Genomic DNA, 23498 nt, shown 5'->3' with positions numbered 1-23498 from the left:
TGCATGGATCGGTGAAACAGAATTAGGTTATGCAATTTTATGGCTGAAAAACAGCTGCGGGATTGTCCCACAGCCGCGGTCGGTCATGATTGATAAGAAATGGAGGATATTTATTATGGCAAAGCAGGTTAGCCCTGGTGTTCTTGCGCTGCGTAAAGTCGTAGATGACGTTCATAAAGACGCGCGCGAAGCCAAAAAGAGAGGCGAGTTAGTTGGTTGGTCTTCTTCCAAATTCCCGTGCGAGCTCGCAGCAGCATTTGATTTAAACGTTATGTACCCGGAGAACCAGGCAGCTGGTATCGCAGCAAACCGTTACGGTGAGCTTATGTGCCAGGCAGCTGAGGATATGGGTTACGATAACGATATCTGCGGTTATGCACGTATCAGCCTTGCATATGCAGCTGGTGTCCGTGTTGCTCGTAAGTTTGACCCGGAGACAGGTGAATACATCATCGATCCGAGCACAGGTAAGCCGTTAAAGGATGCTGACGGTAACGTAGTGATCGACGAGGCAACTGGCAAGCCGAAGAAAGATCCGAAGACTCAGACTCCGTATCTTGAGGTTGTAAACCTTCTTGAGCTTGAAAAACTTCCGGATGGACCGGATAAAGAGCGCCGCATCGCAGCAATCTCCCCGATCCGTCAGATGCAGATCCCGCAGCCGGATTTTGTTCTTTGCTGCAACAACATCTGTAACTGTATGACAAAGTGGTATGAGAACATCGCTCGTATGTGCAACATTCCGCTTATCATGATCGATATTCCGTACAACAACTCTGTTGATGTTGCTGATCAGAATGTTCGCTATGTTCGTGGACAGTTCGACAAGGCAATCAAGCAGTTAGAGGAGCTTACAGGCAAGAAGTTCGACGAGAAGAAGTTCGAGCATGCATGTGAGAACGCAAACCGTACAGCAAAGGCATGGTTAAAAGTCTGTGATTACTTACAGTACAAACCGGCTCCGTACAGTGGTTTCGACCTGTTCAACCATATGGCTGACGTTGTAACCGCACGTGCAAGAGTTGAGGCTGCTGAGGCATTTGAGCAGTTAGAAAAAGACCTTGACGAGACGATCGCTAAGGGCGAGACAACAACTCCGTTCCCGGAGAAATACCGTGTAATGTTCGAGGGTATTCCGTGCTGGCCGAAGCTTCCGGCACTGTTCAAACCGTTAAAGGCTAACGGCGTCAACGTAACAGCAGTTGTATACGCACCGGCATTCGGTTTCGTATATAATGGTCTGGATGAGATGGCACGTGCTTACTACAAAGCACCGAACTCTGTATGTATCGAGCAGGGTGTTGCATGGCGTGAAGGCATCTGCCGCGACAACAAGGTAGATGGCGTTCTCGTTCACTACAACAGAAGCTGTAAGCCGTGGTCCGGTTACATGGCTGAGATGCAGCGTCGCTTCACTAAGGATCTTGGCATCCCGTGCGCAGGATTCGATGGTGACCAGGCTGACCCGCGTAACTTCAATGCCGCTCAGTACGAGACTAGAGTACAGGGTCTTGTTGAGGCTATGGAAGCAAACATCCAGGCAAAGGAGGCTAAATAGACCATGAGTATCAACGCATTATTTGACGAATTTAAAGTAAAAGCTGCAACTCCGAAACAGCAGCTTGCTGAATATAAAGCACAGGGCAAGAAGGTCATCGGCGTTCTCCCGTACTACGCTCCGGAAGAGCTTGTATATGCTGCAGGCATGGTTCCGATGGGAATCTGGGGCTCCAACAACAAGACAATCAGCCGTGCAAAAGAGTATTGTGCAACCTTCTACTGCACAATCGCTCAGCTCGCACTTGAGATGCTTCTTGACGGAACTATGGATCAGTTAGACGGAATCATCACACCAACAATCTGTGATACATTACGTCCGATGAGCCAGAACTTCCGTGTTGCTATGGGCGACAAGATGAAAGTTATCTTCCTTGCTCATCCGCAGAACCGTTTCGAAGAGTTCGGACTTAAGTTCTGTGAGGAGGAGTACGCAAACGTTAAGGCTGACCTCGAGGAAGTATGTGGCCACGAGATCACCAACGATGCGATCCTTGACGCAATCAAGGTTTACAACAAGAGCCGTGCAGCTCGCCGTGAGTTCGTAAAACTCGCTAACGAGCACTGCGACGTTGTAACCCCTACAAAGCGTTCCGCAGTATTAAAGGCATTCTTCTTCATGGAGAAACCGGAATACACTGCAAAACTCGAAGAGTTAAACAAAGAGCTCGCAGCTCTTCCGGTATGTGACTGGAAGGGAACAAAGGTTGTTACATCCGGTATCATCGTTGACAACCCGAAGCTTCTTGAGATCTTCGAGAACAACAACATCGCGATCGCAGCTGATGATGTTGCTCATGAGAGCCGTTCCTTCCGTACAGACGTTCCGGAGGACGAGCAGGATGCTCTTAGAGCTCTTGCAAAACAGTTTGCAAACATGGACTACGATGTCCTTCTTTACGATCCGCAGTCTTCCAAGAACCGCCGTGGCGAGTTCGTAGCTGACATGGTTAAGAAGAGCGGCGCTCAGGGTCTTGTACTCTTCATGCAGCAGTTCTGCGATCCGGAGGAGATGGAGTATCCGTACCTCAAGAAAGCTCTCGACAATGCAGGTATCCCGCACATCAAACTTGGTGTTGACCAGCAGATGAGAGACTTCGGACAGGCTGCAACTGCTATCGAGGCATTTGCAGATGTTCTTGAGATGAGAAAGTAAATAATTCATAATAAATAGGGGCAGGCGTTCCTGTTTCTTAGTGTTCACGCAGAGTCAGGCGAAAAACCGCCGTACCGAACATGATTTCCTTTTGGGGAGATCGTGGAGGTGCGGCGGTTTTTTTATTATACAAAAGTTATGGTTTCTTTCGGGAAAATATGTTAGAATAGACTGAAAAGAGCGACGAAACAGAATGGGATTACAGGAAAAGGGTTATCGATAGAAATTCAATCGGATCGGAATCAAAAGGGGGATTTCGGGGAGTGAAGGGAAAGAGAAACGTATGGGCGTTGTTCCTTGGAATTGCAGTTGCGGCGATGAGTGCGGCAGGCTGTGGCGCAGGGGAGAGCAGTGGTCAGGGACCGGAGAAGGTGAGTGCGGAGAAGAGGCTTACGGTGTATACTTCCCACAAGCAGGAGGTTTATGCGCCGATCATAAAGGAGTTTGAGGAGCGGACCGGAATCTGGGTAGAAGTGGTTCCCGGGGGAACGACGGAGCTTCTGGAGCGGATCAGGGAAGAGGGGGAAAAGGGATCCTGTGACGTGATGTTTGGCGGAGGTGTGGAGAGCTATGAGGTCTTTAAGGACTGCTTCGTGTCATACGAGAGTACCCAGAGCGATCATATCGAGAGTATATACCGGACTGAGGATCATGTCTGGACTCCGTTTACGGAGCTTCCCATTGTTCTGATCTACAACAATAAGCTGGTGGACGCGGCTTCCGCCCCGCGGGGATTTGAGGATCTGTTTGACGGGAACTGGGACGGAAAGGTGTCCTTTGCGGATCCGGGAAGATCCGGCAGCAGCTGCACGATGTTGGAAACGATGATTCAGGTCCTGCCGATGCGTGAAAATGAGGTCCTGGAACAGTTTGCCAGAGTGCTCGGCCGCCGGATGGCGGCGGGGTCAGGCGCCGTGCTCGATGAGGTGTCAGAGGGAACATATCTGGTTGGTCTGACTTTGGAGGAAACTGCGAAAAAGTATATCGACCGCGGCGCGGCGATCTCGATCGTCTATCCGCGGGAGGGAACCAGCGCGGTGGCAGACGGATGCGCGGTGATCAAGGGTGCGGAGCATGAAGAAAACGCGAAGCTTTTTGTGGATTTTATCGTGAGTCCTGATGTCCAGAGACTGGCTGTCGAGAAGCTTTACAGACGGACGGTCCGCGATGATATTACCCCGGATCAGAAGGAAGAGGGCTCGATCATGGACTTCGATCTTGGATGGGCGGTGAAAAACCAGAAATCCATTTTGGAAACATGGGCGGCGCTCATGGCAGGAAACGGAGGTGGATCATGAAGAACTTTATCCAGAGATCTTTCCGGCGTGAGCTTCTTGTGAGTTTTCTCGCTGTGTCTGTTCTTCCACTGATCGTGTGCTGTGTGTTTCTGATTCAGATGTTTAAGGTGAAGGTCGGAAGAGATTTTGAGAAAAAGGATATGGAGCTTGCCGGTGCGGTAGAGCAGCAGCTGATGACGCTGTTTGACGCTTACCATGACGCGGCGGAGGAACTGTGTACGGATCCGCTGGTCGCCGAGGCGCTGGAAAAGGAGAGCTTTGGAAAGAAAAATGAAGTGTACCGCAGCCTGTACGGGGCGACCGCTGCATGCCGTGAGATGGCGGGATTTCATCTCTACAATGCGGACGGCTCCTGCCTGTATTCTACGGGAAACCGTACCTACGGACAGATGCTGCCGGTATACTGGGGGATCCTGAGAGAGGCTCATGCCCACCCGAATGACCTGATCATCCGGAGTGATCTGGAGATTGGCGGTGATGAGATCCTGCGGTTTGCCAGAGCGGTGACCGGAAATTCAGAGGAATGTTCCGGATATTTTGTGGTCACAATGACGGCGGAGCATTTCGCAAAGGCGCTCTCCGGCACATACAGCGGTCAGGATGGAATCTGTATTCTTAATGGATTCCTGGAGACCGTGTACAGCGTAGGCACGGCATCGGGGGAGACGGTCGGAGATGTTCTGAGAAGCCGTTTTCTACAGGGAGAATCTCTGACGGAGGTTTGGAACAACAATAGTATTTACGTTTCAAAGCTGGGTAACACAGGACTTTACAGTGTCCTGATCCGTCCCCATGTTTTTACGAGTGATACCACGAGATCCATGTATACAGTTCTTCTTTTCATGGCCACGGGAAGCTTTCTTTTAAGTGTTGGTGTCGCGATCGGGATCAGCTCTTTTCTCTCCAAGCCGATCCATGTGCTTCATGATGCCATGGATGAGGTTCAGGAGGGAAATCTGGATACCCATGTGGACATGGAACGTCAGGACGAGTTTGGGGAGCTGGCGGAAAATTTTAATATCATGACAAAGAGGATCTCATCCTACATGGAGGAGCGTGTGCGGCGTGAAAAGGAGCTGAACGAGACCCAGATCGCCATGATGCAGTCCCAGTTAAACCCGCATTTTCTCTACAATACCCTTGATACGATGAAGTGGGTAGCGAAGGCGAACCATATTCCAGAGATCGCGACGCTGGCGGCAAAGCTTGCGAAGATCTTAAGGACCAGCATCTCAAGCGCCCAGTTTATCACGCTGCGGGAAGAGATGACATTGGTGGAAAGCTATGCAAAGATCCAGAAGATCCGGTTTAACGGAAAGTTTGATTTCTGCTATGAGATCGCTCCTGAGACGGAGGAGATCCTGGTTCCAAAGCTCATCGTTCAGCCCATCGTGGAGAATGCGGTGATTCATGGGCTGGCGGATGCGGATGAGGGACATATTTTTGTCAGGGCGTATCTGGAAAGGAAGGAGCTTGTGATCGAGGTTTCAGATGACGGATGCGGGATCAGTGATGAAGTGATCCGACGGCTCGGAAACCGGGACAAGGAACAGAAGAATGGCCACATCGGCTTTTACAATGTGGATACGATCATCCGGCTTCATTATGGAAAAGACTACGGTCTCAGGGCAGAGCGGCTGGCTGCAGGAGGAACAAAGGTAACGATAAGAATACCGGTGAATGGCTATGGACAGCCGGATCCCGGTATGGAAAACAGATCCTGATGACCAATAGGGAAAGGAAATAAGGAAGGGGGGAGCTGTTATGATAAAGGTGATCGTTGTAGATGACGAGCGGTTCGTCCGGATGGGCATTGTCGGTGAGACGGATTGGGGCTCGCTGGGATGCGAGGTTGTCGGTGAGGCGGAAAATGGATTGGACGCATTGGAGCTGGTCCATGAAAAGAATCCGGACCTGATGATCTGTGATATCCGGATGCCTAAGATGAACGGTCTTGAGATGTTAAAGAAGCTTCGGGAAGAGAAAAATCCGGTACAGGTGATCTTTCTGACCGCATACAGCGAGTTTTCCTACGCCCGAGAGGCGCTGAAGCTTTACGCATTTGATTATCTGTTAAAGCCTTTTGAGGACGGAGAACTGGAAAGCGCGATCCTAAGGGCAAAAGAGCGGATCGAGACGGATCGGGAGAAGAGAAGAGATACCGGTCTGATCAGATCTGTCCCGGATAAGACACCAGTAAAGGAACAATATCCGGACACTTTGGAAGGTGACAGACCGGAGACCAGTGCCACGGCGATCCGGCTCTGTCTTCCATTCGATGAGAATACCGCTGGACTTACCGGATACGTCCGGGACGCGGTGCTTTACATGGCATCTCATTACGGGGAAAGTACGATCAATGTGGCGAAGATCGCAGGTGCGGTGGGGATCAGCGAAGGCCACCTGAGCCACTGCTTCAAGAAAGAGACGGGATATACGGTGATGGGGTGGCTCACGCGGTATCGGATGAAAAAGGCAGTGGAATTGCTTTCAGACCACCGGAACAAGGTATACGAGGTGGCGGAAAAAGTCGGATATAAAGATATTGCGTATTTTTCTAACACATTTAAAAAAATTGCGGGTGTTGCTCCATCGGAGATACAGGAAAAATAATCATGATCCTGAAAAAACAGGCCGTTGGAGACCGTCAATGGAAAAGGTAAGAATTAAAATGAAAATACAGGAGGAATCAGTATGAATGTAAAGATGTTTGGGGAGATCTGTGATGCGTTTGGACCGAGCGGATTTGAGGAGGATGTAATCCGCACGGTTGCGAAGTACTGCAAAGGTCTGGAGCTGGAAAATGACGCGATGAATAACCTTTATGCGCGTATGCCCGGTGAGGATCCGGAGAAACCGGTCGTGATGCTGGATGCCCATACGGATGAGTGTGGATTTATGGTACAGAGCATCAGAGAGAATGGAAGCCTGGAGATCCTCATGCTCGGTGGAGTGATCCTCACGAACCTTCCGGCACACACAGTGATGATCCGGACCAGAAGTGGGAAACTTGTGCGGGGAATTATTTCGTCCAAGCCGATCCATTTTATGACTGAGGCAGAGCGGGCCTCCCAGTCGTTGAGTATTGAGACGCTGAGCGTGGATGTCGGCGCGGTGAGCAGGAAAGAAGTGACAGAAGTATTCGGCATTTCCATCGGAGATCCGGCAGTCCCCGAAGTTTCATTTTCCTACGATGAGGAACGTGACCTCTGCTTTGGAAAAGCGTTTGATAACCGTGCAGGCTGTGCATGCATTATCGACACCATGACCCGTCTGTGCGGGGAGAAGGATCAGCTGGCGGTACGGGTGACCGGAGCGTTTGCGGCTCAGGAGGAAGTTGGAACAAGAGGTGCCACAGTCACATCCCAGATTGTCCGTCCGGACCTGGCGATTGTCTTTGAGGGCTCCCCGTCGGATGATTTCTATTTCAGTGCAGCCCAGACTCAGGGGCATATGCGGGGCGGTGTCCAGATCCGCAGGATGGATAAGAGCTATATTTCCAATCCGGTGTTTATCGAGTACGCGGAAGAGCTTGCGAAGAAATTCGGAATCCCATTTCAGGAGACGGTCCGCCGTGGCGGAAGCACGAACGCGGGAAAGATCAGCCTGACAGCAAAGGCGGTTCCGGTCCTGGTTCTCGGCGTCCCGAGCCGGTATGTTCATACCCATTATAATTTCTGTGCGAAATCTGATCTGGAAGCGGCAGCAGATCTTGCTGTGGAAGTGATCCGGGGACTTGACGCGGAAAAGATCCGCCATATCTGCAGACAGGATATTTTAAAATAAGAAGATCACAGGGACCTGAAAGCGGCAGTGTCCCTCAGGCGGGTGAAGACAGAACAACAGAAAAAAGCGTTCGGATCCATAGAGATGGATTCCGGACGCTTTTTTCGTAAAAATGAGGAACTAAATAGGAAAACTCAAAGGCAGAGGTTTGTGGGGGTTATGCCTCTAATTTTTTCCCGGTGATCATCTCATATGCTTCCAGATATTTCGCGATAGTCTTATCGACGATCTCCTGAGGAAGTGTCCAGTCGTTGCCCGGATGGGAAGTAAGCCAGTCGCGGGCGAACTGCTTGTCGAAGGACGGCTGACCGTGACCTGGCTCATAGCCTTTTGCCGGCCAGAAACGGGAACTGTCCGGTGTGAGCATCTCGTCACCGATCACGAGGTTGCCCTCCTCGTCAAGACCGAATTCGAATTTTGTATCGGCAATGATGATTCCCTTTGTGAGGGCGTACTCTGCACATTTTTTATATAAAGCGATAGTGTTGTCACGAAGAAGCTCCGCATACTCGCGGCCCTTTCCCGGGAAGTATTTCTCGAGATGGTTGATGCTCTGCTCGAAGGAGATATTCTCGTCATGGTCACCGATCTCAGCCTTTGTGGACGGAGTATAGATCGGCTCCGGGAGCTTATCGGATTCCTTTAAGCCTTCCGGAAGACGGATTCCGCAGACGGTACCGTTTTCCTTGTAGCTTGCCCAGCCGCTTCCTGTGATATAACCGCGGACGATGCATTCGATCGGGAGCATATGTAACTTGCGGCACATCATGGTTTTGCCCTCAAATTTTTTCTGCTGGAAGAACTCCGGCATATCCTTTGTATCAACGGAGATCATATGGTTCGGGAGAATATCCTTTGTCAGGTCAAACCAGAATTTGGACATCTGGGTCAGAACAGCACCTTTGGAGGTAACCTCATTGTGAAGGATCACGTCAAAACAGCTGATACGGTCGGTGGCAACCATGATCAGGCTGTCGCCATTGTCATAAATTTCGCGTACTTTTCCTTCTTTGATCGGTTTTAATTCCTGCATGTCTACACCTCTTCATTATATTTTCTTATACAGCGTTTGTCGTATCATGAAAACGCTGAGCGAACTTACAGTAAAGTTACCATTAAATGGCGGTTTCTGTCAATGTTCAATTTGCACAATATTTACATAAGAAAAAATAAATGTTTTGGAAATTGAAGAATAGTTGCAATTTCAAAAGTTTTTGACTGAATACTTAAAAGATTTGCTAATAATTATAAATAAGGCATACTAATATAAAACGAGATATTTATAAGAAACGGAAAGCGCAAAGGAATCGGATTTTTCCGATGCTTCGCATTTTGAATCGGCAAAATTCGCGGCCACAACTGTATCATACGGAATTTTCCGTTCAGAAAATTCCTACCCGGGAAAAGTAATGAAAAGTTCCTTGACTTAATATATCGGAGCGGCAGAGAAACACAAGGCGATTCAGGCATTGAGAGATGTACTAATATATAAGAAAACATTTATAAGAATTGACTGCCGTTTTTTGTAAACGGAATTTTCCGGGCTGAAGAACCTGTATCATGCAGTTGTGGATTCTGGTGGTTTATGTAAAAAATTTCAAAAACCCCTTGACCGGTAGTTACAACCGAATCCTATAATCAATGGCAACAACCGATAGAAACAATCGGATCACAGGATCGTAAATCGGGCGTGTTCTGTGCGCCGGGAGATTTGCATCCGGCAGCAGGGACAGGAGCGGAAGATCCATGAGAGTATACGGCTGAAAAAAAGTAATAGGATCAGACAATATGAAGGAGGAAACTATCATGAAGGAGTTTGTTTATTCGTATCCAATGAAGGTATATTTTGGAGAAGGCGCGGCAAGAAAGGCGATCGCGGCAGAACTTGGAAGGTTTGGAAAGACTGTGATGCTTGCATACGGCGGAGGTTCGATCAAAAAATCGGGAGTTTACGACGAAATGAGATCTCTGCTCACGGAAGCAGGGAAGGAGATCGTGGATTTTTCCGGGATCATGCCGAATCCTACATACGCGAAGGTACAGGAAGGTGCAGCTCTTGTCAGGGAAAAGAAAGTAGATTTTATCCTGGCTGTCGGCGGCGGAAGTGTCATTGACTGCTGCAAAGTAATCTCTGCGCAGGCAGTTCTTGATGAGGATATCTGGGACATGGAATATGGTAAGGGAAAATTCCCGACGACCGGGATCCCGATGGGAGCTGTTGTCACAGCATCCGGAACAGGTGCGGAGATGAATGCCGGGTCCGTGATCACTTGTGAGGAAAAAATGTGGAAGGGACCGATCTTTGGCACTGCGGCATCATTTGCGGTCCTGGATCCGTCCTACACGATGACGGTACCGAAGATGCAGGTGCTCTCCGGCGCATTTGACACATTGAGCCATGCGATGGAAACATATCTCGGGACTTCCGATCAGGACAATGTTTCCGATGATGTGGCATTAGCAGTCATGAGAAATACGGTTGTCAATATGCGGCGCGTTCTTGTGGATATCAATGATATTCAGGCGCGAGGCAATCTGATGTGGGATTCTGCGATGGCGGAGAATGGAATCCTGAAAGTGGGCCGTGTGACCGATTTCCAGGCTCATCAGATCGAGCATCAGCTTGGAGCTTATACGGACTGCAACCATGGACAGGGTCTTGCGGTGATCCAGCCGGTTTACTATCGTCATATTTTGAAAGACGCAGAAGAAAAATTCACACGTTTTGCGAAAGCAGTGTTTGGCGCTGATACAGCAGAGGGCGGAATAAAAGCATTGGAAGAATTTGTGAAAGAATGCGGTTTTCCGACGAAGATGAGCCAGCTGGGATCAAATGTGGAGATCACACCGGAGGTACTCCGGAAAGTTGCTGATACCTGCAATATCATAAAGACAAATCCGCGTGAACTGGATCGCGAAGAAATCTATCAGATCCTGATGGAGTGCATGTAAATGCCGGAAATGCGTACGGCAACGGCAGCGGATCTTGATGGACAGAAAATTTTCTGAATTGTAAATGCTGAAAGATGCGGCTGAGGACAGATCCTGCGGCTCTATAATAGAAAGAACCGGCAGGATCTGTCTGCAGTGTGCAGGCGGGAAATATCCGTGCGTGATGACAACTGCAGGGGACTTTGCAAAGATACACTTGACAATTCGAAGAAATGATGATAGGATTTGGGTTACATAAGGGTGTAGTTTTTGGTCCGGGGTCGCCCAGAAAAAACAATGCCGTGCGACAGAGACTGCAGACAGACTCTGCCACAGCTTAACTCCGAAGAGAGTGCCAGTAAGGGCTTGTACTGGTTTCGACGGGGACTTTGAAGCTGGTGAAGCTATCCGCATGCAATGCGTTAAATGGCAAACCTAAATATAAACGCTAACGACGAATTAGCATACGCAGCCTAATTTAGGCAGCTGTCGGCCTTAGAAGACCTGCATTTTAAGTCACCGGCATCATTTAAAGCAGGAAACGACACGTGCAAAGCTTTGCGCACGTGGGCGTATCATGAAGCTACCAAACGAGTCAGGATGTCTGCTTTCGGGCGCGGGAGGGAATTTTAAATAACAGACTATGATAGTAGAAGAACAGGGGATTGGTTTTCGGACAGGGGTTCGATTCCCCTCAGGTCCACGACAAAAGCCGCGTATTTACGCGGCTTTTTAGTTTTTGTGTTGCATTTCGTGTTGCATATTTAGCAGAGCTTTGTACCAGCCGTTTGGATCCGCTTCCCGAAGTGCATTTATAATCTCAATGGCTGATTTCTCTTTTTCTGAAGCACTTCCATCCAGAAGCGAGTTAAAATAATTGTCTATGGTCTCATCGACCTTTTCTCGTTCCTCTGAAAATGTATGTGTGTATACGTTTTTCATAACCCGATCAGAAGACCATCCGCCGCGTTCCTGCGCATATTTATCCGGGATCCGGAGCATTGCCATTACAGATGCATTAAGGTGCCGCAGATCGTGGAATGTCATGTGAGGTAGGTCATGCTGCTCTAAAAGAGATACCCAACGCATGTAAATTGCATGTCCGCTCAGGGTGATCAAAGGATCATCTGGTTTCTTCCCAGAGATATTCTTGTCGATCAATGCCTGAATATAATTCGGGATGTGATGCTTACGCAGACGGGCTTCCGCTTTACCGCTTTCCTTTACCGTTGGAGTCTGTCCGATGTCAACGATAACACGGTCCAGGGTAATGTACCCGTTAGAGATATCTCGAACACGGATTCCACGGATCTCAGACATAGAGTAGCTGAGCCAGCAGGCCAGGAGACACGGCAGTTCGATTTCCGTATCTTTAATGATTTCCAGCACAGTTTTTGCAGGAATAAGATTTTTAACTTTCTTAGGTATCTTAGGCAGCCTTACATCATAGTTATCGTTCGGATAAAAATAGTTTATAACACTTCGTATGTAGCTGTAAGTGTTTCGAACAGTCTTGGGTGATATAGGTGCTTTCGTTTTTGTTGAACGTTTTGAGGGGCGCTTCGTATCGTCATCAACAGCTTTCTGTAAGTCCTCTGTGGTGATGTCTTTAAGCTTCTTTTCCATCAGAAAAGCATAGGAGTCATATTGTTCTTTTGAATATCCCTGGACGGTGGTACCTGAGAGCGATGGACCGATGGCTTCTACGTACTTCTTCATTGCATCTTTCAGCAAAATGTTTCCGCTTTTTTGACGTTTCCGGCTGACATTGGTGTCACGATCCTGTTGAAATTCGGCGGCCTGACGCTCAGCATCCGCTTTCCCGCGTCTTGATGGGTCATCACTGGTAAATGATTCATAAATTCGTTTATCCTTCCATGTACCTGATTTCGTGTCAAATATACGCTCGGTGTGACTGTACACCAGACACCTCCAGGATCCGGAGGGTAGCTTTTTCGCAGTAGCCATGTATATCAATTCTCCTTTCCATGTTGCGACGTCGCAACGGCCCGATTTTGGGTATAAAAAGAACACCCCTTGCCAGGGTGCTCGGAAAATGATATAATTCAGGTGTTCTAAGTCTGATTTATATCTTCCGGAGCATCCGGCAAGAGAAAATCTATGTAAAGCCGTTCGGTGTTACCAGCACCGGGCGGTTTTACATTTTATGGAAGTTTAAAGAGTTATAGTAGATCGCTGATCCGGATCGTCAAGCCATCGTAAATTCCAACAGGAATCTCCTGGCTGAACGTGTAAATTGCTGGAGCTGCATCGTCTTCATAATGGTACACGGTGGTTCTTTCCTTGGCAGGATCCACGATCCAGTATTCCCGGACGCCGGCCTGGGAATAGATCGTGTTCTTCAGGCCATAGTCCATTTTGCGGCTGGCCGGAGAGACGATCTCGAAAATAAGGTCCGGAGCTCCGGAGCATCCGCGGTCGGTCAGCTTATTCGGATCGCAGATCACGGAAACGTCGGGTTCCACCCAGTCCTTATCATCGGCGTCGAGGTTGACGGCGAAGGGAGCAGGATAGACCTCACAGGATCCGTGGTGATCAGTAATGTACTGATTAAAGAGAGCTGTCAGTTTGCTCACGAGTTTCTGGTGGATCCGGCTCGGCGGAGCCATATTGTAGAATTTTCCGTCGATCAGCTCGGCGCGTTCTTCTTCTGGTAAGTTCCAGTAGTCTTCGGATGTATAATGGTCGTTAAGTAATGGCATAAGAACACTTCCTTTCTACGATAGGGTTGTGTTTCGAGCTCCTTAATAGAAACCATTTTGCGATATCACCGAAATGGTTTTAAAGATTATATAACGTAAAAGACCCCGTATTACTACGGGGTCTTCACATAATAGCATATGTCTTCATTAATGCCCTAAAGGCGATGTTGACGATAACCAAAGCTATCGCGCATAGCTATTATACTAAACAGTATGCCCGCAGTCAAGAAAATATTACGGAAAAAAAGAAAAAAATTACCGAAAAACATATAATTCTTTCAGCTTATCATTGATTTTTTCCATGCTTTCTTCAGAAAGTGATATTCCAGAGAGAACACCTTTCAAATTACGAGGATCAAAGATGCGAATTTTACTTACGGTGGTAATTTGATTTACTAATGCAATGCTCCCCTCTTTCATTTGAGCTATTTCTTTCCCAATTTTATTTAAATAATCCTGTTCTTCCTGATTATGTTTCTGTTTTTGTTCCCATTCCGTTTGAAGGTATTTGGCAGCATCAAGATATTGCTGGCCTGTTAATAATTTTGGGGAAAATTCAGTGCTGCCTTTGTCACAATCGGCTAATTCTAAAACAACATCGTCAGTTAAGGAAACGAGTGCAGAAAAAGCTTGAATGGTGGTAAGAATCTCTTCCTGCTCTTCTTTTAGAGTTTGGTTGATGGTATCATATTTTATTTTTAATAAACGGTATAGTTCGTTACCAAGCTCGACATTATTGTTATGGATTGGCCCATTATCCTTTACTGAAGTTAGAGGAATAACAGTAATGACTGGAGATGATTGAGCGTTGTGGTTGTCTAATACCACCCCATAATGGAGACCACCGTATTCACTGCCAATGTTGAAACCGAAATTAAGTTTTACAATATTTCCGCGTTTATAGGATATATTTCGCTTAGGATCAAATTGCTCCTCAAAGTTTATAAATCGCACATAATCTTTCAACCAGTATGAAATCAAATTAGCTTTTTTCAAATGATTGCCAGATGGATCATTGATATAATGTTCGAGCAGATTATTTAAGGCTTTTATAGCAGCCTTTTTGTTGCTAATTACATCTTCCTTAGTGAAGTCTTTACTCATAGTAATTCCTTTTCCATATCGATTTTAGTTCAATCAGTGATTATATCTTTTCCATCACCGCCAGATGTGGTTCTATAATTCAAAAGAATCTTTATCAATGCGCCGCGATGCAACTTTGTTCATAGCTGTTTCGAACTGTTCCATACCAAATGTCTTTTTGGTAGGAGAGCCAAGAGCATACGTTAAAAAGGTAAGCTCTCGCTGTTCACCCTCTTTTGATTCATACAGTAAAGTTCCGATCCAATTGACCTTGTTCTTATTCTTTTTGCTCAGAGCACCAATAGTGGCTCCAACGGGACCCAATAATGCGCCACCGATGATTGCACCGCTAAGACTTATTTTACCGGAAGATAAAACGCTTTCTTCGTTGATTGAAAATCCCAGGATTCTATTATAAGGCAAATCCAATTTATCCTTGCTGGCAGAAAGTGTTACTTTTTGTTCCTTAGGATACATTTTAATGGTTACCACAGAGTCCTTGAGGATAGGGCCGATATTAGTAGTGGCATATCCCATATAACTGGCTCCACTTTCTATAATCTCATCTTTTTTCCGCTGCTTAAGTTCTTTTTCCTCTGAAGATTTAAAAAAGAATCCCATGATGGACCTCCTAATAGTTTATTGTGATGTAAAGAACTCTTTGTTCTTTAGAAGTTCTTCGGCATAACCGGTCAAACGGGCCAGCTGGCCGATCGTCAGATCGGGGTGCTCGAAGATCACGGAGTCCGGAACCAGAAGTTCCATCGCGAAGGTGTCGGCTTCCCGTTCATATTTGTCCGTGTTGAATTGTGTTCTGGAATCCATAAAGATCGCGTTCGCTTTCTTATGTAGGAACAGGTGCCCCAGCTCATGGGCGAGAACGAAGCGTTGCTCCGCCTCTGTGAGCCGTTCATCCAGATAGATGATATGATTCCGCTGGAAGTACTGGTAAAACCCACGGACGCCTTCCAGAGGATAGTGGACCAGGATCACATTCATTCCCTTTATCATTTCAAATGGATCACGCGTCTGGTATTTCCGGACGAGACGTGATACCAGTTTCTTTATGCGCATGGAAATCAGTCCTTTTTATATTTCTTGGGCGTGTATTTCTCTTTATTCTTTTTCTTAGCCATTTCCATTCCGATCTGCATTGCATCCAGAATTGAATTGATCGCCTCCGGAGACGCCGGATCGCCGTCGAACATCAGTCCTTCCTGGGAGAGCAGCTGCTCTTTAGTCTGCTCCAGAATCTTGGCGATGTCTTTCTCATCGCGGGCGGTGAGTTCAGAGGATGTAGTTGATTTGTCTTCCATTAAATCAGATCTATTACAATGAAATAAATCACACATGGCATCGACTTTGTCCATTCGTGGAGATTTTATTCCGTTACACCAGTTATATACAGAAGTTGTACCGACACCCAATTTTTTTGCTAATTCAACTTGGGTAATTTCAAATTTATTCAAATAATAGCGCAAGCGTTTTGAAAAAACAGCATTGAAATCTTGCTCTGGCATTAGATTCACTCCTTTCGTTGTTACCTTGATGATACACCAAAAGTAATGATAATGCAACACTAAAAGTGAAAATATTTCACTAAAAGTGTTGACACACACTTAAAGTGATGGTATACTAAAGCCAGATTCAGGAAAGGAGTGAGATAAATTGCCCAAGGCTATACAGATTAGCTTGGCGGCTGCCAGAGTAAATGCGAAAATGACCCAAGAAGAAGCCGCTATGAAGCTTAAAGTGGGTAAAAGAACGATAATTAACTGGGAAAAGGGAACATCAATACCGTCATTTGCGGATATGAATATGCTTTCCAAGATTTACGGGATCCCGGTGGATAATATTTTTTTGCCCAAAGAATCCACTTAAAGTGATACATCGTAAGACGTGAAAGGGGTGAGAGAGATGGAAACCAGAATAACTTTTGAAATCTCTGGTGAGCAGTACACGATGTTTGTGGAAGGTATTCTGAAAAAGAAATATTACTTGTCCAAAGATAATAAGGGCAGTGTACTAGCAGATCCGATTCCAGTTAAAGTTACAGCCAGCACAATGAAAGAAGCAATTATGTACTGGCTGGAATGTTTACAGGCCTATATGAGAAAAAAGAGATTTCAGAAGAAAAGTCAATCCGGTCGCGGCTGTGCCGGAAATTGCTCCAGAAGAAATATCGGTTAGAAATTTGTTTATCACGTTAGATTTCTTTTCTGGAGTGATGTATGGATTTTTTAATTCGTATAGTAATTCTTCGATTAGTTTCTTACAGTCATCAGGGAGATCTGAGGAAGAGACATCGACAGAAATTTCATTGTAGTTGTTGCTTACGGTGTTCTGCGATCCATTGATGAAAACGGAATTATCGCCCTTGAATAGAGGAGCTGGTTCTGGTTCTTTGTATCCGTTTTCAGCAAACTTTATGCCCTCAACAGTAAGTTTGAATTCACAAAATCCAACAGCACGTGCGGTAAGGCGGATATATCCGTATTCCTCTAATAGAGATAGAGAGTCAAGTATGCTTTTTCTCTCAATGGATGACATGTCATTAAACCAAATAGAAGATCCGCGCATATTTGTATCTTTATAGCGATTGTAGGCATCAGTTAAGAGTTGTAATTCGTTTTGTTGCATAGTCAATCTCCTTTGCAATGTACTCGGCGGTGCAACGCCTGTATAGAAAGTATAACGCAATAGGGATGTGAGAGCAAGCATACAAAGATGCGGAAGGGGTGAAAGAGTATGCCGAAGTTAAAACCAAATATACAGGAAGAACGGAACAGGATCGTTCGTGCATGTATTGCGGGGAATAAGGAGCGGCTGGCGATCGATGATGCCGCTCTGGCTATTAAGGTCGGGGTAACGAAGAAAACGATTCAGAATAAGTATCACCGGCCAGAGACGTATTCCCTGGATGAGATACAGAAAATCGCAACTGTATTAAAATTCACTCCGATCCAGGCAGCATCTGTGCTCCTGGGCCGGGAACTTACGTCAAAAGAAATCAAGGAATTTATCCTGCTGTGAGAGGAGGTGAAACAGATGCATGAGATCAATAAAAGGACGACAGGCACTCTGTCAGCGATGCAACCGGATCTGGAATATATCCCGGTTTGCAGTGATCCACGGGGAGTACATATGTCCGAAATGCACAAGGAAGGTGCGGTCCTCAAGGAGATCCATATCCGGATCGAGAGGCAGTCAACGCTGTTTGATGTGATGGAAAAGGCTGGCAGCGTGATCGGCGGCCTGGCAAGTCTGGGAATGGTGTATGTCCTCGGCTGTATGGTTGTAAGATTCGGGATTTTAATTTAAAAAGATCCCCATAGCGGAGCGGCAACTCCGAGGGGATCACATGTAAAAAGTTTACACCTCTATTTTAGAGGAGAAAGAGGAGAAAATCAAGATGGTAAAAGTAACGATTGAGAACGACAAAAACAAGAATGAGATTACAGGTGAGTTCTTTATGGGGCTTATGCTTACTAAAGAAGAGAAAACTAAGGACAGCACAACTTATAAAGCGTGCGCGATCGGAACAGGAAATACATGCGTGCAGGATCTCCCGAATAATGTCGCGAAATGGATTGTCAGTACCTTTGGAACGGTGTATAAAACCAAGCTTGGCTATGTTGCGGCAATGGCGGAGCTTGCCAAGCGTATAGATAATGCGGTCAACCAGGCAATTAAGGAGAGTGCGTGTGCGATTACAGATGAAATAATGGAAGAGCTGAAGGGAGAAAAGGAATGAGTGGATTTAAATTATATGAGATCTCAGAAGAGCTCATGACACTGGAGGACATGCTTTACGATGATACGGTTGATCAGGAGACGGTACAGGACACCTTAGAGATGATCAACATGGACTTTGAGGATAAGGCAGATAACTATGCGAAGATCATCCGTACAATGGATGCCAGCATCAAGGCGCTGAAGGACGAAGAGCAGAGACTTTCCGGCAGAAGAAAAGCCCTCGAAGAGAGACAGAAGTGGCTGAAGGATACTCTGGAAGCCAATATGCGTTATACCGGAAAGATGAAGTTCAAAACACCGCTGTTTTCCTTCAGCATTCAGAAGAATGGCGGGCTGGAACCGCTGGTAATCACTGGAGAGCTTGAGGACATTCCGGGCCGTTACCTGATCCAGCAGCCGCCGATTCCGGATAACATGAAAATCCGGAAACTCCTGGAAGAGCAGCCGGTTGAGTGGGCACATCTGGAGCCGCGCGGCGAAAGCCTGAGGATCCGCTGATGGACCGGGAAAGTATTGGACCGTTTCGCATGCAGCTGCTTATGGAAGTAGCAGCGAAGGCAGTCAAGATTATGACAACAGGTGTATGGCATTTATCCTTTGACGAGATGGATATCGTACTGGAGTATATCCGGTACGGCATTGATGCTTATAAGAGAAAGTACGAGGAGGGAAACGACGATGTTTCTGAAAATCGGTGAATTGAAAAGAATCATGAAAGATGCCCTGAAGAGCTCCGGACTGATCGTGGGTAATACAGGAGAGTGGTTCTTGGTATACACGGAAAAATGGGGCGTTGCCACAGAGCTGCAGTATCTCTCAAACAAGTTTAAGGCAGCCGTGATCGAGCTGATCGGAGATCTCCCGGAAGAGGGTGAGGCGTATTTGTACAACATCGATGAGCATGGGCTTAAGCGGGCGCCGGATCTGGACCCGGTGGATCCGTACGATGAATGGATGGCTGCGAAGGATGTGGCAGTTAAAACCGGCGTAAATGTACGGTTGTTTGCGCACGAATATGCGTTCTATCAGGTCAAGCAGACACATGCATGCGTCGCAATTGAGCGCCGGCATGTGGAACCGATGATTTCCCCCAGCGACCTGGACAAAATGGAAGGTGAGCTGATGCCGCCGAATCCGAGTGTCAGAAACGGTACGGTCCTCTATTTCAAAAACGATATGATGATCTATTGGGTGGCCGCAGAGCCAATGCCGGAAAAGACAAGAAATGAATTTTTATCATTGTTAGAATCGTTGGATTTCTTCAACGAAAGAGAAGAAGTCATTCCGTATTAGAGGAGGAGTTATGGGATTACCAGTTTTGATCTATGGAAAGTCCGGAAGCGGAAAGAGCCGGAGCTTAAAGTTCTTCGCAGAGGATGAAGTTGTACTGTTTAACACGGAAAGAAAGGCGCTGCCGTTCCGCAAGCGTTTCCGGAAAATGGGAGCCAGCGATGACATTGGAAAGATTATCGCAACAATCAACCAGAATCCGGAGAAAGTCTTCGTGATCGATGACGCCGGGTATATTATGACGCACCTGTTCATGTCCCAACACCGGAATAAAAAAGGCAATGCATCTTTTGAGATGTATGACGATATTGCAGATGCCATGTATGGTCTTGTCAAGAGAATCAAGGATGAGGTAAAGGATCCGGAAAAGATCGTATACATTATTTTCCATGAGGACACGGATGACTTCGGTGTCTCCCGTCTCAGAACCATTGGAAAGCAGCTGGACCGCAAGGTTTGTCTGGAGGGCATGGTGACGATCTGCATTCGCTGCATGAGTGAAAACGGGACACATTTCTTCCGGACAGTTACGGATGGATCCGATATTACGAAGACGCCGGAGGATATGTTTGAGAGCCCAGAAATCGAAAATAACCTGAAGTTAGTGGATGACACCATCCGTGATTTCTATGGATGGGAGAAGTATAAAGCCAAGGAGGACAAGCAGGAATGATTAAGAAACCAACAGGATATGATGAGGCGGCAGCTTATACTGGGGAGTTCCAGCAGCTGCCGAAAGGAAAGTATGTGTGCGTGATCAAGCGGGTTGCGACACAGAAGTCCAAGAACGGAAACGAGCAGTTTGTAATTCTGTATGACATTGCAGAGGGTGATCAGAAGGGCTTCTACCAGAAGATGTTTGATAATGACAAATCACAGAATCCTTCCGGAGCGAAGTGGCGCGGTGTGTTTAAACAGAACATGGAAGGCAAGGGACTTTCCTGGTTTAAGGGTATTATTACCTCAATCGAACGTTCAAACAACTTTACGTTCCAGTGGGACAGAGAGGACAACGAGAAAACGCTGAACGGTAAGAAATTTGGTGGAATCTTCCGTCGCAGACAGTATGAAGCCGAGAACGGAAACCGTCCGATCGTTACGGAGCTGTGGCAGATCCGCAGTCTGGCAGGACTTTCAGAGGCAGAGGTTCCGGAGGACGAGCTTCTTCCGGAAGGACCGGGAGCCGGAAGCCAGCAGGCACAGGCAAATGCGGCACCTCCTTCTATGGTGGACGGCAATGGTTTTATGAATATTCCGGAAGGAGCCGGAGATGAGGGAATCCCGTTCTTATGATCCGGAACTGTACCGGAAAGTTAAGGAATCAGTAACGATGCAGCAGGCCGTAGAGTATTGCGGCCTGCGTGTCATAAAGGATAAATGCCTGTGCCCGTTCCATAAGGACCAGCATCCATCCATGAAGATCTATCCGGATGGAAAAGGATATTACTGTTTTGCATGTGGATCCGGTGGGGATCAGGTCAAGTTTGTGGCAAGATACCTCGGCGTAAATAATTATGATGCAGCTAAGGAGCTGGCGCAGGCCTTTGGGATTCCCATTGAGGAGCCGGTCACATATCGGGAGAAACGTGAAGCAGAGAAAAAGAAGCGCTGCAGGCGAGAGAAAGACGAGTTTACCCGATATGCGAGGAAATGGCTAATGGTGTACCGAAGCCTCCTGTGCGAGGCGGTCAGAACGCAGGACAGGCATTTCTGGGAGGGGCTGGGCAATTTATCGTATGTGGACTACCTGCTTGAATGTCTGGAGCAGTGTCCGGAACAGGTATACGCAGACAAGAAGGCGGTGAGTGAAATTGGAAAAGTCGAACGAAGAGTTACTGACTGGTATAGCTAAGCTGGAGCGGCAGAGTCCATTTCCGGATGAAATCTTTTACCGGATCTTTGAGATTGAGGACAATGTGGAACGGCAGAAGTATATTGAGGCATTGCGGAACGAAGCCAAGATCTTAAAGCGCAGCACGGAGTTTAACAATCTGTTGAAGCAGTTCCAGCTTGACTATATTCAGCGGATGCGCCAGACCGGCAACAAAACGGCTTTTACCGATCAGCCGCTGGAACTGATCTGTGCAGAATGGAGCGCTACCGATATGGGCGTGAAAACGATCCGGTACGATAAGAATATGCAGCCGATTCCGGTGATTGCGTGCAGTCATCCGATTATGCCGATCGAGATCCTTAAAAACGTGGATACATCGGAGGAAAGGATCACGCTTGCCTACTTCAAGTCAGCGTCTTGGCAGCATATTACGGTAGACCGGTCTGTTTGCGCCAATACCAACAAAATTGTGGACGTGCTGTCTCAATATGGCATTGAGGTTACTTCCGACAATGCGAAGAGTCTGGTGCGTTATATCAGTGACTGCGTAGGTTACAATCCTGTCGCTTTGGAACCGAAGAAATCCATTAACCGTTTGGGATGGGTCGGTGTAGCCTTTACCCCGTATGAGAAAGATATCCGGTACGAGGGTGGAATGGATTTCGAGGCGATCTTTAAAAATGTGTCTGAAAAGGGCGATTTTGACGTCTGGAAGAAGCTTTGCAGTGATCTCAGGAAGAATATACCTCTGCGCATGATGATGGCAGCAAGCTTCGCTTCTGTGCTTCTGGAGCCGCTTAAGGTACTGCCGTTTGTGCTGCACTTGTGGGGAACGACCGGAACAGGAAAGACGGTGGCGCTTATGGTGGCAATGTCCATCTGGGGGAACCCGCGGATGGGCGGTCTGGTAAAGACCATGAACATGACCAAGAATGCCATTATGCGTAATGCAGCTTTTTTATGCAGCATCCCTTTTGCGGGAGATGAGCTGCAGACCATCAAGGACAAATGGCAGGGAAATTTTGACCAGCTGATCTACCAGATCACAGAGGGCGTGGATCGCGGCCGCGCGAAGGCTTATGGCGGTGTAGAGGATACCAAGACCTGGAAGAACAGTTTTATCTTTACCGGCGAGGAACCGATCACGAAGGTGAACTCCGGAGGTGGTTCAAAAAACCGTGTTATCGAGATCGCAATAGACGGTCCACTGGTGACAGATGGCCATTATGTGAGCAGCATGGTGCAGGAGAATTATGGCTTTGCTGGAAGAAAATTTGTGGAGTACATACAGGAGACAGAAACCTGCAAAATCATGGACCGTTACAGAGAACTCTTTGAGGAACTCTGTAAGCTTGACACTACGGACAAGCAGGCTATGGCTATGGCCTGCATGCTGTTGGCAGATGAGATTGCGGTGAAGCTCTTTTTTACGGCAGAGCAGCCGCTGCAGATTGTTCAGGTAAAGCAGTACCTGCAGAGTGCACTTGATGTGGATATTGCTGAGCGCGCATATCAGCAGGTGTTGAACTGGGTTGCAAAGTACCAGATCCGTTTTGAAGATCCGAAAGCCGAAAACTCGCTGAATAAGGGCGAGGTCTGGGGAAAGATCGATGGCGGGAAGCTGATCGTGAACCGTGATGTACTTTTAAGTTTTCTGGATCAGAATGGATTCGACTATACGGCAGTAAGCCGAAAATGGGCAGAGAAAGGTTATCTGGTGCGCAATTCGCAAGGGAAGATGGTACATCAGACGAAGGTATATGGAATCAAATCGAGCTACATCAAATTCAACCTGCCAGAGGATGACGATACTACGGACAAAGATGGGTTTGTGCAAGTCGAAAATTATGAGCAGGAGACACTGCCTTTTGACTAAAAGGTCTTACCTGATTTCTAAAAGGTAAGACCTTGGTAAGACCCTTGAAGCCGCATAAACACTGGCTTTTTTAATAAGGTCTTACCTGTCTTACCGGTCTTACCTGTTATATAGTCTCGTGACGCGAGGAAAAAACGTCATTATTTTTTTCTCTTATAAAAATATAGACTTATTATCCGGGTTTTTAGGTAAGACAGTAAGACCCTAA

At 47.1% G+C, this 23498-nt stretch carries 26 protein-coding genes and 1 other RNA gene; 19 read left to right on the top strand and 8 right to left on the bottom strand.

The genetic code is table 11. From position 1 onward, the window contains the following. Positions 1-115 precede the first annotated feature (115 nt). From hgdA to V2546_RS02610, 6 genes are all read left to right on the top strand, one after another. A complete protein-coding gene (gene hgdA, locus V2546_RS02635) occupies positions 116-1558 on the top strand; it encodes a (R)-2-hydroxyglutaryl-CoA dehydratase subunit alpha (RefSeq protein ID WP_118529657.1) in 1443 nt (480 codons plus the stop codon). A gap of 3 nt (positions 1559-1561) precedes the next feature. Next, positions 1562-2713: a (R)-2-hydroxyglutaryl-CoA dehydratase subunit beta gene (gene hgdB, locus V2546_RS02630; protein ID WP_118529658.1), complete on the top strand. Its 1152-nt coding sequence runs from the start codon at positions 1562-1564 to the stop codon at positions 2711-2713. A gap of 263 nt (positions 2714-2976) precedes the next feature. Continuing rightward, positions 2977-4011: an ABC transporter substrate-binding protein gene (locus V2546_RS02625; RefSeq protein WP_329751493.1), complete on the top strand. Its 1035-nt coding sequence runs from the start codon at positions 2977-2979 to the stop codon at positions 4009-4011. Continuing rightward, positions 4008-5735, top strand: coding sequence for a sensor histidine kinase (locus V2546_RS02620; RefSeq protein WP_329751492.1), 1728 nt, complete (start codon positions 4008-4010; stop codon positions 5733-5735). Before V2546_RS02625 ends, V2546_RS02620 begins: the two co-directional genes overlap by 4 nt. Positions 5736-5775: 40 nt before the next feature. After that, entirely contained in the window at positions 5776-6624 is an 849-nt protein-coding gene (locus V2546_RS02615) for a response regulator (RefSeq protein ID WP_329751491.1), read from the top strand. Positions 6625-6705: 81 nt separating this feature from the next. Then, entirely contained in the window at positions 6706-7797 is a 1092-nt protein-coding gene (locus V2546_RS02610) for a M42 family metallopeptidase (RefSeq protein ID WP_117504016.1), read from the top strand. Between the two features lie 157 nt (positions 7798-7954). Here the strand turns inward: V2546_RS02610 and V2546_RS02605 are convergent, their stop codons facing one another. Beyond that, a complete protein-coding gene (locus tag V2546_RS02605) occupies positions 7955-8830 on the bottom strand; it encodes a phosphoribosylaminoimidazolesuccinocarboxamide synthase (RefSeq protein WP_329751490.1) in 876 nt (291 codons plus the stop codon). Positions 8831-9603: 773 nt separating this feature from the next. Between V2546_RS02605 and V2546_RS02600 the strand changes: the two genes are divergently transcribed. Then, positions 9604-10749, top strand: coding sequence for an iron-containing alcohol dehydrogenase (locus V2546_RS02600; protein WP_118529667.1), 1146 nt, complete (start codon positions 9604-9606; stop codon positions 10747-10749). A 341-nt stretch (positions 10750-11090) separates the two neighbouring features. Next, positions 11091-11434, top strand: a transfer-messenger RNA (tmRNA) gene (ssrA, locus tag V2546_RS02595). A gap of 26 nt (positions 11435-11460) precedes the next feature. Here the strand turns inward: ssrA and V2546_RS02590 are convergent. From V2546_RS02590 to V2546_RS02565, 6 genes are all read right to left on the bottom strand, one after another. Continuing rightward, complete coding sequence (locus V2546_RS02590; protein ID WP_329751488.1) at positions 11461-12696, bottom strand: tyrosine-type recombinase/integrase; 1236 nt, start codon at positions 12694-12696, stop codon at positions 11461-11463. A 215-nt stretch (positions 12697-12911) separates the two neighbouring features. Then, the gene (locus V2546_RS02585) at positions 12912-13451 is read right to left on the bottom strand and encodes a Uma2 family endonuclease (protein WP_329751487.1); all 540 of its coding nucleotides are present in this window, start codon (positions 13449-13451) and stop codon (positions 12912-12914) included. A 255-nt stretch (positions 13452-13706) separates the two neighbouring features. Continuing rightward, positions 13707-14555: a type II toxin-antitoxin system PemK/MazF family toxin gene (locus V2546_RS02580; RefSeq protein WP_329751486.1), complete on the bottom strand. Its 849-nt coding sequence runs from the start codon at positions 14553-14555 to the stop codon at positions 13707-13709. Positions 14556-14627: 72 nt separating this feature from the next. Continuing rightward, positions 14628-15155: a hypothetical protein gene (locus tag V2546_RS02575; protein ID WP_215702720.1), complete on the bottom strand. Its 528-nt coding sequence runs from the start codon at positions 15153-15155 to the stop codon at positions 14628-14630. Positions 15156-15173: 18 nt separating this feature from the next. Then, positions 15174-15608, bottom strand: coding sequence for an ImmA/IrrE family metallo-endopeptidase (locus V2546_RS02570; protein WP_329751485.1), 435 nt, complete (start codon positions 15606-15608; stop codon positions 15174-15176). Between the two features lie 5 nt (positions 15609-15613). Further along, the gene (locus V2546_RS02565) at positions 15614-16054 is read right to left on the bottom strand and encodes a helix-turn-helix domain-containing protein (protein ID WP_142410436.1); all 441 of its coding nucleotides are present in this window, start codon (positions 16052-16054) and stop codon (positions 15614-15616) included. Between the two features lie 148 nt (positions 16055-16202). On the opposite strand from V2546_RS02565, the gene V2546_RS02560 reads away from it, so the two are divergent. Next, positions 16203-16415: a helix-turn-helix transcriptional regulator gene (locus tag V2546_RS02560; protein ID WP_329751484.1), complete on the top strand. Its 213-nt coding sequence runs from the start codon at positions 16203-16205 to the stop codon at positions 16413-16415. 216 nt (positions 16416-16631) lie between these two features. On the opposite strand, the gene V2546_RS02555 is transcribed toward V2546_RS02560, so the two are convergent. Beyond that, positions 16632-17174 (bottom strand): hypothetical protein, encoded by a 543-nt coding sequence (locus V2546_RS02555; RefSeq protein WP_329751483.1) that lies wholly within the window; start codon positions 17172-17174, stop codon positions 16632-16634. Positions 17175-17282: 108 nt separating this feature from the next. On the opposite strand from V2546_RS02555, the gene V2546_RS02550 reads away from it, so the two are divergent. The 10 genes from V2546_RS02550 (at position 17283) to V2546_RS02505 (ending at position 23290) form a co-directional block, all read left to right on the top strand. Further along, positions 17283-17567: a helix-turn-helix domain-containing protein gene (locus V2546_RS02550; RefSeq protein ID WP_118515113.1), complete on the top strand. Its 285-nt coding sequence runs from the start codon at positions 17283-17285 to the stop codon at positions 17565-17567. A 15-nt stretch (positions 17568-17582) separates the two neighbouring features. After that, the gene (locus tag V2546_RS02545) at positions 17583-17855 is read left to right on the top strand and encodes a hypothetical protein (protein WP_117484069.1); all 273 of its coding nucleotides are present in this window, start codon (positions 17583-17585) and stop codon (positions 17853-17855) included. A gap of 91 nt (positions 17856-17946) precedes the next feature. Next, positions 17947-18288 (top strand): hypothetical protein, encoded by a 342-nt coding sequence (locus V2546_RS02540; RefSeq protein ID WP_329751482.1) that lies wholly within the window; start codon positions 17947-17949, stop codon positions 18286-18288. Beyond that, positions 18285-18788, top strand: a complete 504-nt coding sequence (locus V2546_RS02535; protein WP_117515345.1) for a siphovirus Gp157 family protein — start codon at positions 18285-18287, stop codon at positions 18786-18788. The genes V2546_RS02540 and V2546_RS02535 overlap by 4 nt, the downstream gene beginning before the upstream one ends. Beyond that, the gene (locus tag V2546_RS02530; protein ID WP_117515347.1) at positions 18788-18988 is read left to right on the top strand and encodes a hypothetical protein; all 201 of its coding nucleotides are present in this window, start codon (positions 18788-18790) and stop codon (positions 18986-18988) included. The genes V2546_RS02535 and V2546_RS02530 overlap by 1 nt, the downstream gene beginning before the upstream one ends. Further along, a complete protein-coding gene (locus tag V2546_RS02525; protein ID WP_329751481.1) occupies positions 18969-19583 on the top strand; it encodes a hypothetical protein in 615 nt (204 codons plus the stop codon). The genes V2546_RS02530 and V2546_RS02525 overlap by 20 nt, the downstream gene beginning before the upstream one ends. 10 nt (positions 19584-19593) lie before the next feature. Continuing rightward, positions 19594-20253 (top strand): AAA family ATPase, encoded by a 660-nt coding sequence (locus V2546_RS02520; RefSeq protein ID WP_117515351.1) that lies wholly within the window; start codon positions 19594-19596, stop codon positions 20251-20253. Then, positions 20250-20873 carry a DUF669 domain-containing protein gene (locus tag V2546_RS02515; RefSeq protein WP_329751479.1) on the top strand — a complete coding sequence of 208 codons (624 nt, stop codon included), beginning with the start codon at positions 20250-20252 and terminating at the stop codon, positions 20871-20873. Before V2546_RS02520 ends, V2546_RS02515 begins: the two co-directional genes overlap by 4 nt. After that, positions 20851-21432: a CHC2 zinc finger domain-containing protein gene (locus V2546_RS02510; RefSeq protein ID WP_329751478.1), complete on the top strand. Its 582-nt coding sequence runs from the start codon at positions 20851-20853 to the stop codon at positions 21430-21432. The genes V2546_RS02515 and V2546_RS02510 overlap by 23 nt, the downstream gene beginning before the upstream one ends. Beyond that, the gene (locus V2546_RS02505) at positions 21386-23290 is read left to right on the top strand and encodes a DUF927 domain-containing protein (RefSeq protein ID WP_329751476.1); all 1905 of its coding nucleotides are present in this window, start codon (positions 21386-21388) and stop codon (positions 23288-23290) included. Before V2546_RS02510 ends, V2546_RS02505 begins: the two co-directional genes overlap by 47 nt. The last annotated feature ends 208 nt before the right edge of the window (positions 23291-23498 follow it).

It is taken from the genome of Clostridium sp. CM74B_53 (assembly GCF_036318045.1).
Lineage (GTDB): Bacteria > Bacillota > Clostridia > Lachnospirales > Lachnospiraceae > Pilosibacter.
The sequence above is the reverse complement of the archived record's forward strand: the minus strand, read 5'-3'. Positions and strand labels throughout refer to the sequence as shown.

Coding starts and splice junctions, on each gene's coding strand:
- hgdA (WP_118529657.1), top strand. CDS start 116: ATGGCAAAGCAGGTTAGCCCTGGTGTTCTTGCGCTGCGTAAAGTCGTA.
- hgdB (WP_118529658.1), top strand. CDS start 1,562: ATGAGTATCAACGCATTATTTGACGAATTTAAAGTAAAAGCTGCAACT.
- V2546_RS02620 (WP_329751492.1), top strand. CDS start 4,008: ATGAAGAACTTTATCCAGAGATCTTTCCGGCGTGAGCTTCTTGTGAGT.
- V2546_RS02615 (WP_329751491.1), top strand. CDS start 5,776: ATGATAAAGGTGATCGTTGTAGATGACGAGCGGTTCGTCCGGATGGGC.
- V2546_RS02610 (WP_117504016.1), top strand. CDS start 6,706: ATGAATGTAAAGATGTTTGGGGAGATCTGTGATGCGTTTGGACCGAGC.
- V2546_RS02605 (WP_329751490.1), bottom strand. CDS start 8,830: ATGCAGGAATTAAAACCGATCAAAGAAGGAAAAGTACGCGAAATTTAT.
- V2546_RS02600 (WP_118529667.1), top strand. CDS start 9,604: ATGAAGGAGTTTGTTTATTCGTATCCAATGAAGGTATATTTTGGAGAA.
- V2546_RS02590 (WP_329751488.1), bottom strand. CDS start 12,696: ATGGCTACTGCGAAAAAGCTACCCTCCGGATCCTGGAGGTGTCTGGTG.
- V2546_RS02585 (WP_329751487.1), bottom strand. CDS start 13,451: ATGCCATTACTTAACGACCATTATACATCCGAAGACTACTGGAACTTA.
- V2546_RS02580 (WP_329751486.1), bottom strand. CDS start 14,555: ATGAGTAAAGACTTCACTAAGGAAGATGTAATTAGCAACAAAAAGGCT.
- V2546_RS02575 (WP_215702720.1), bottom strand. CDS start 15,155: ATGGGATTCTTTTTTAAATCTTCAGAGGAAAAAGAACTTAAGCAGCGG.
- V2546_RS02570 (WP_329751485.1), bottom strand. CDS start 15,608: ATGCGCATAAAGAAACTGGTATCACGTCTCGTCCGGAAATACCAGACG.
- V2546_RS02565 (WP_142410436.1), bottom strand. CDS start 16,054: ATGCCAGAGCAAGATTTCAATGCTGTTTTTTCAAAACGCTTGCGCTAT.
- V2546_RS02555 (WP_329751483.1), bottom strand. CDS start 17,174: ATGCAACAAAACGAATTACAACTCTTAACTGATGCCTACAATCGCTAT.
- V2546_RS02550 (WP_118515113.1), top strand. CDS start 17,283: ATGCCGAAGTTAAAACCAAATATACAGGAAGAACGGAACAGGATCGTT.
- V2546_RS02545 (WP_117484069.1), top strand. CDS start 17,583: ATGCATGAGATCAATAAAAGGACGACAGGCACTCTGTCAGCGATGCAA.
- V2546_RS02540 (WP_329751482.1), top strand. CDS start 17,947: ATGGTAAAAGTAACGATTGAGAACGACAAAAACAAGAATGAGATTACA.
- V2546_RS02535 (WP_117515345.1), top strand. CDS start 18,285: ATGAGTGGATTTAAATTATATGAGATCTCAGAAGAGCTCATGACACTG.
- V2546_RS02530 (WP_117515347.1), top strand. CDS start 18,788: ATGGACCGGGAAAGTATTGGACCGTTTCGCATGCAGCTGCTTATGGAA.
- V2546_RS02525 (WP_329751481.1), top strand. CDS start 18,969: ATGTTTCTGAAAATCGGTGAATTGAAAAGAATCATGAAAGATGCCCTG.
- V2546_RS02520 (WP_117515351.1), top strand. CDS start 19,594: ATGGGATTACCAGTTTTGATCTATGGAAAGTCCGGAAGCGGAAAGAGC.
- V2546_RS02515 (WP_329751479.1), top strand. CDS start 20,250: ATGATTAAGAAACCAACAGGATATGATGAGGCGGCAGCTTATACTGGG.
- V2546_RS02510 (WP_329751478.1), top strand. CDS start 20,851: ATGAGGGAATCCCGTTCTTATGATCCGGAACTGTACCGGAAAGTTAAG.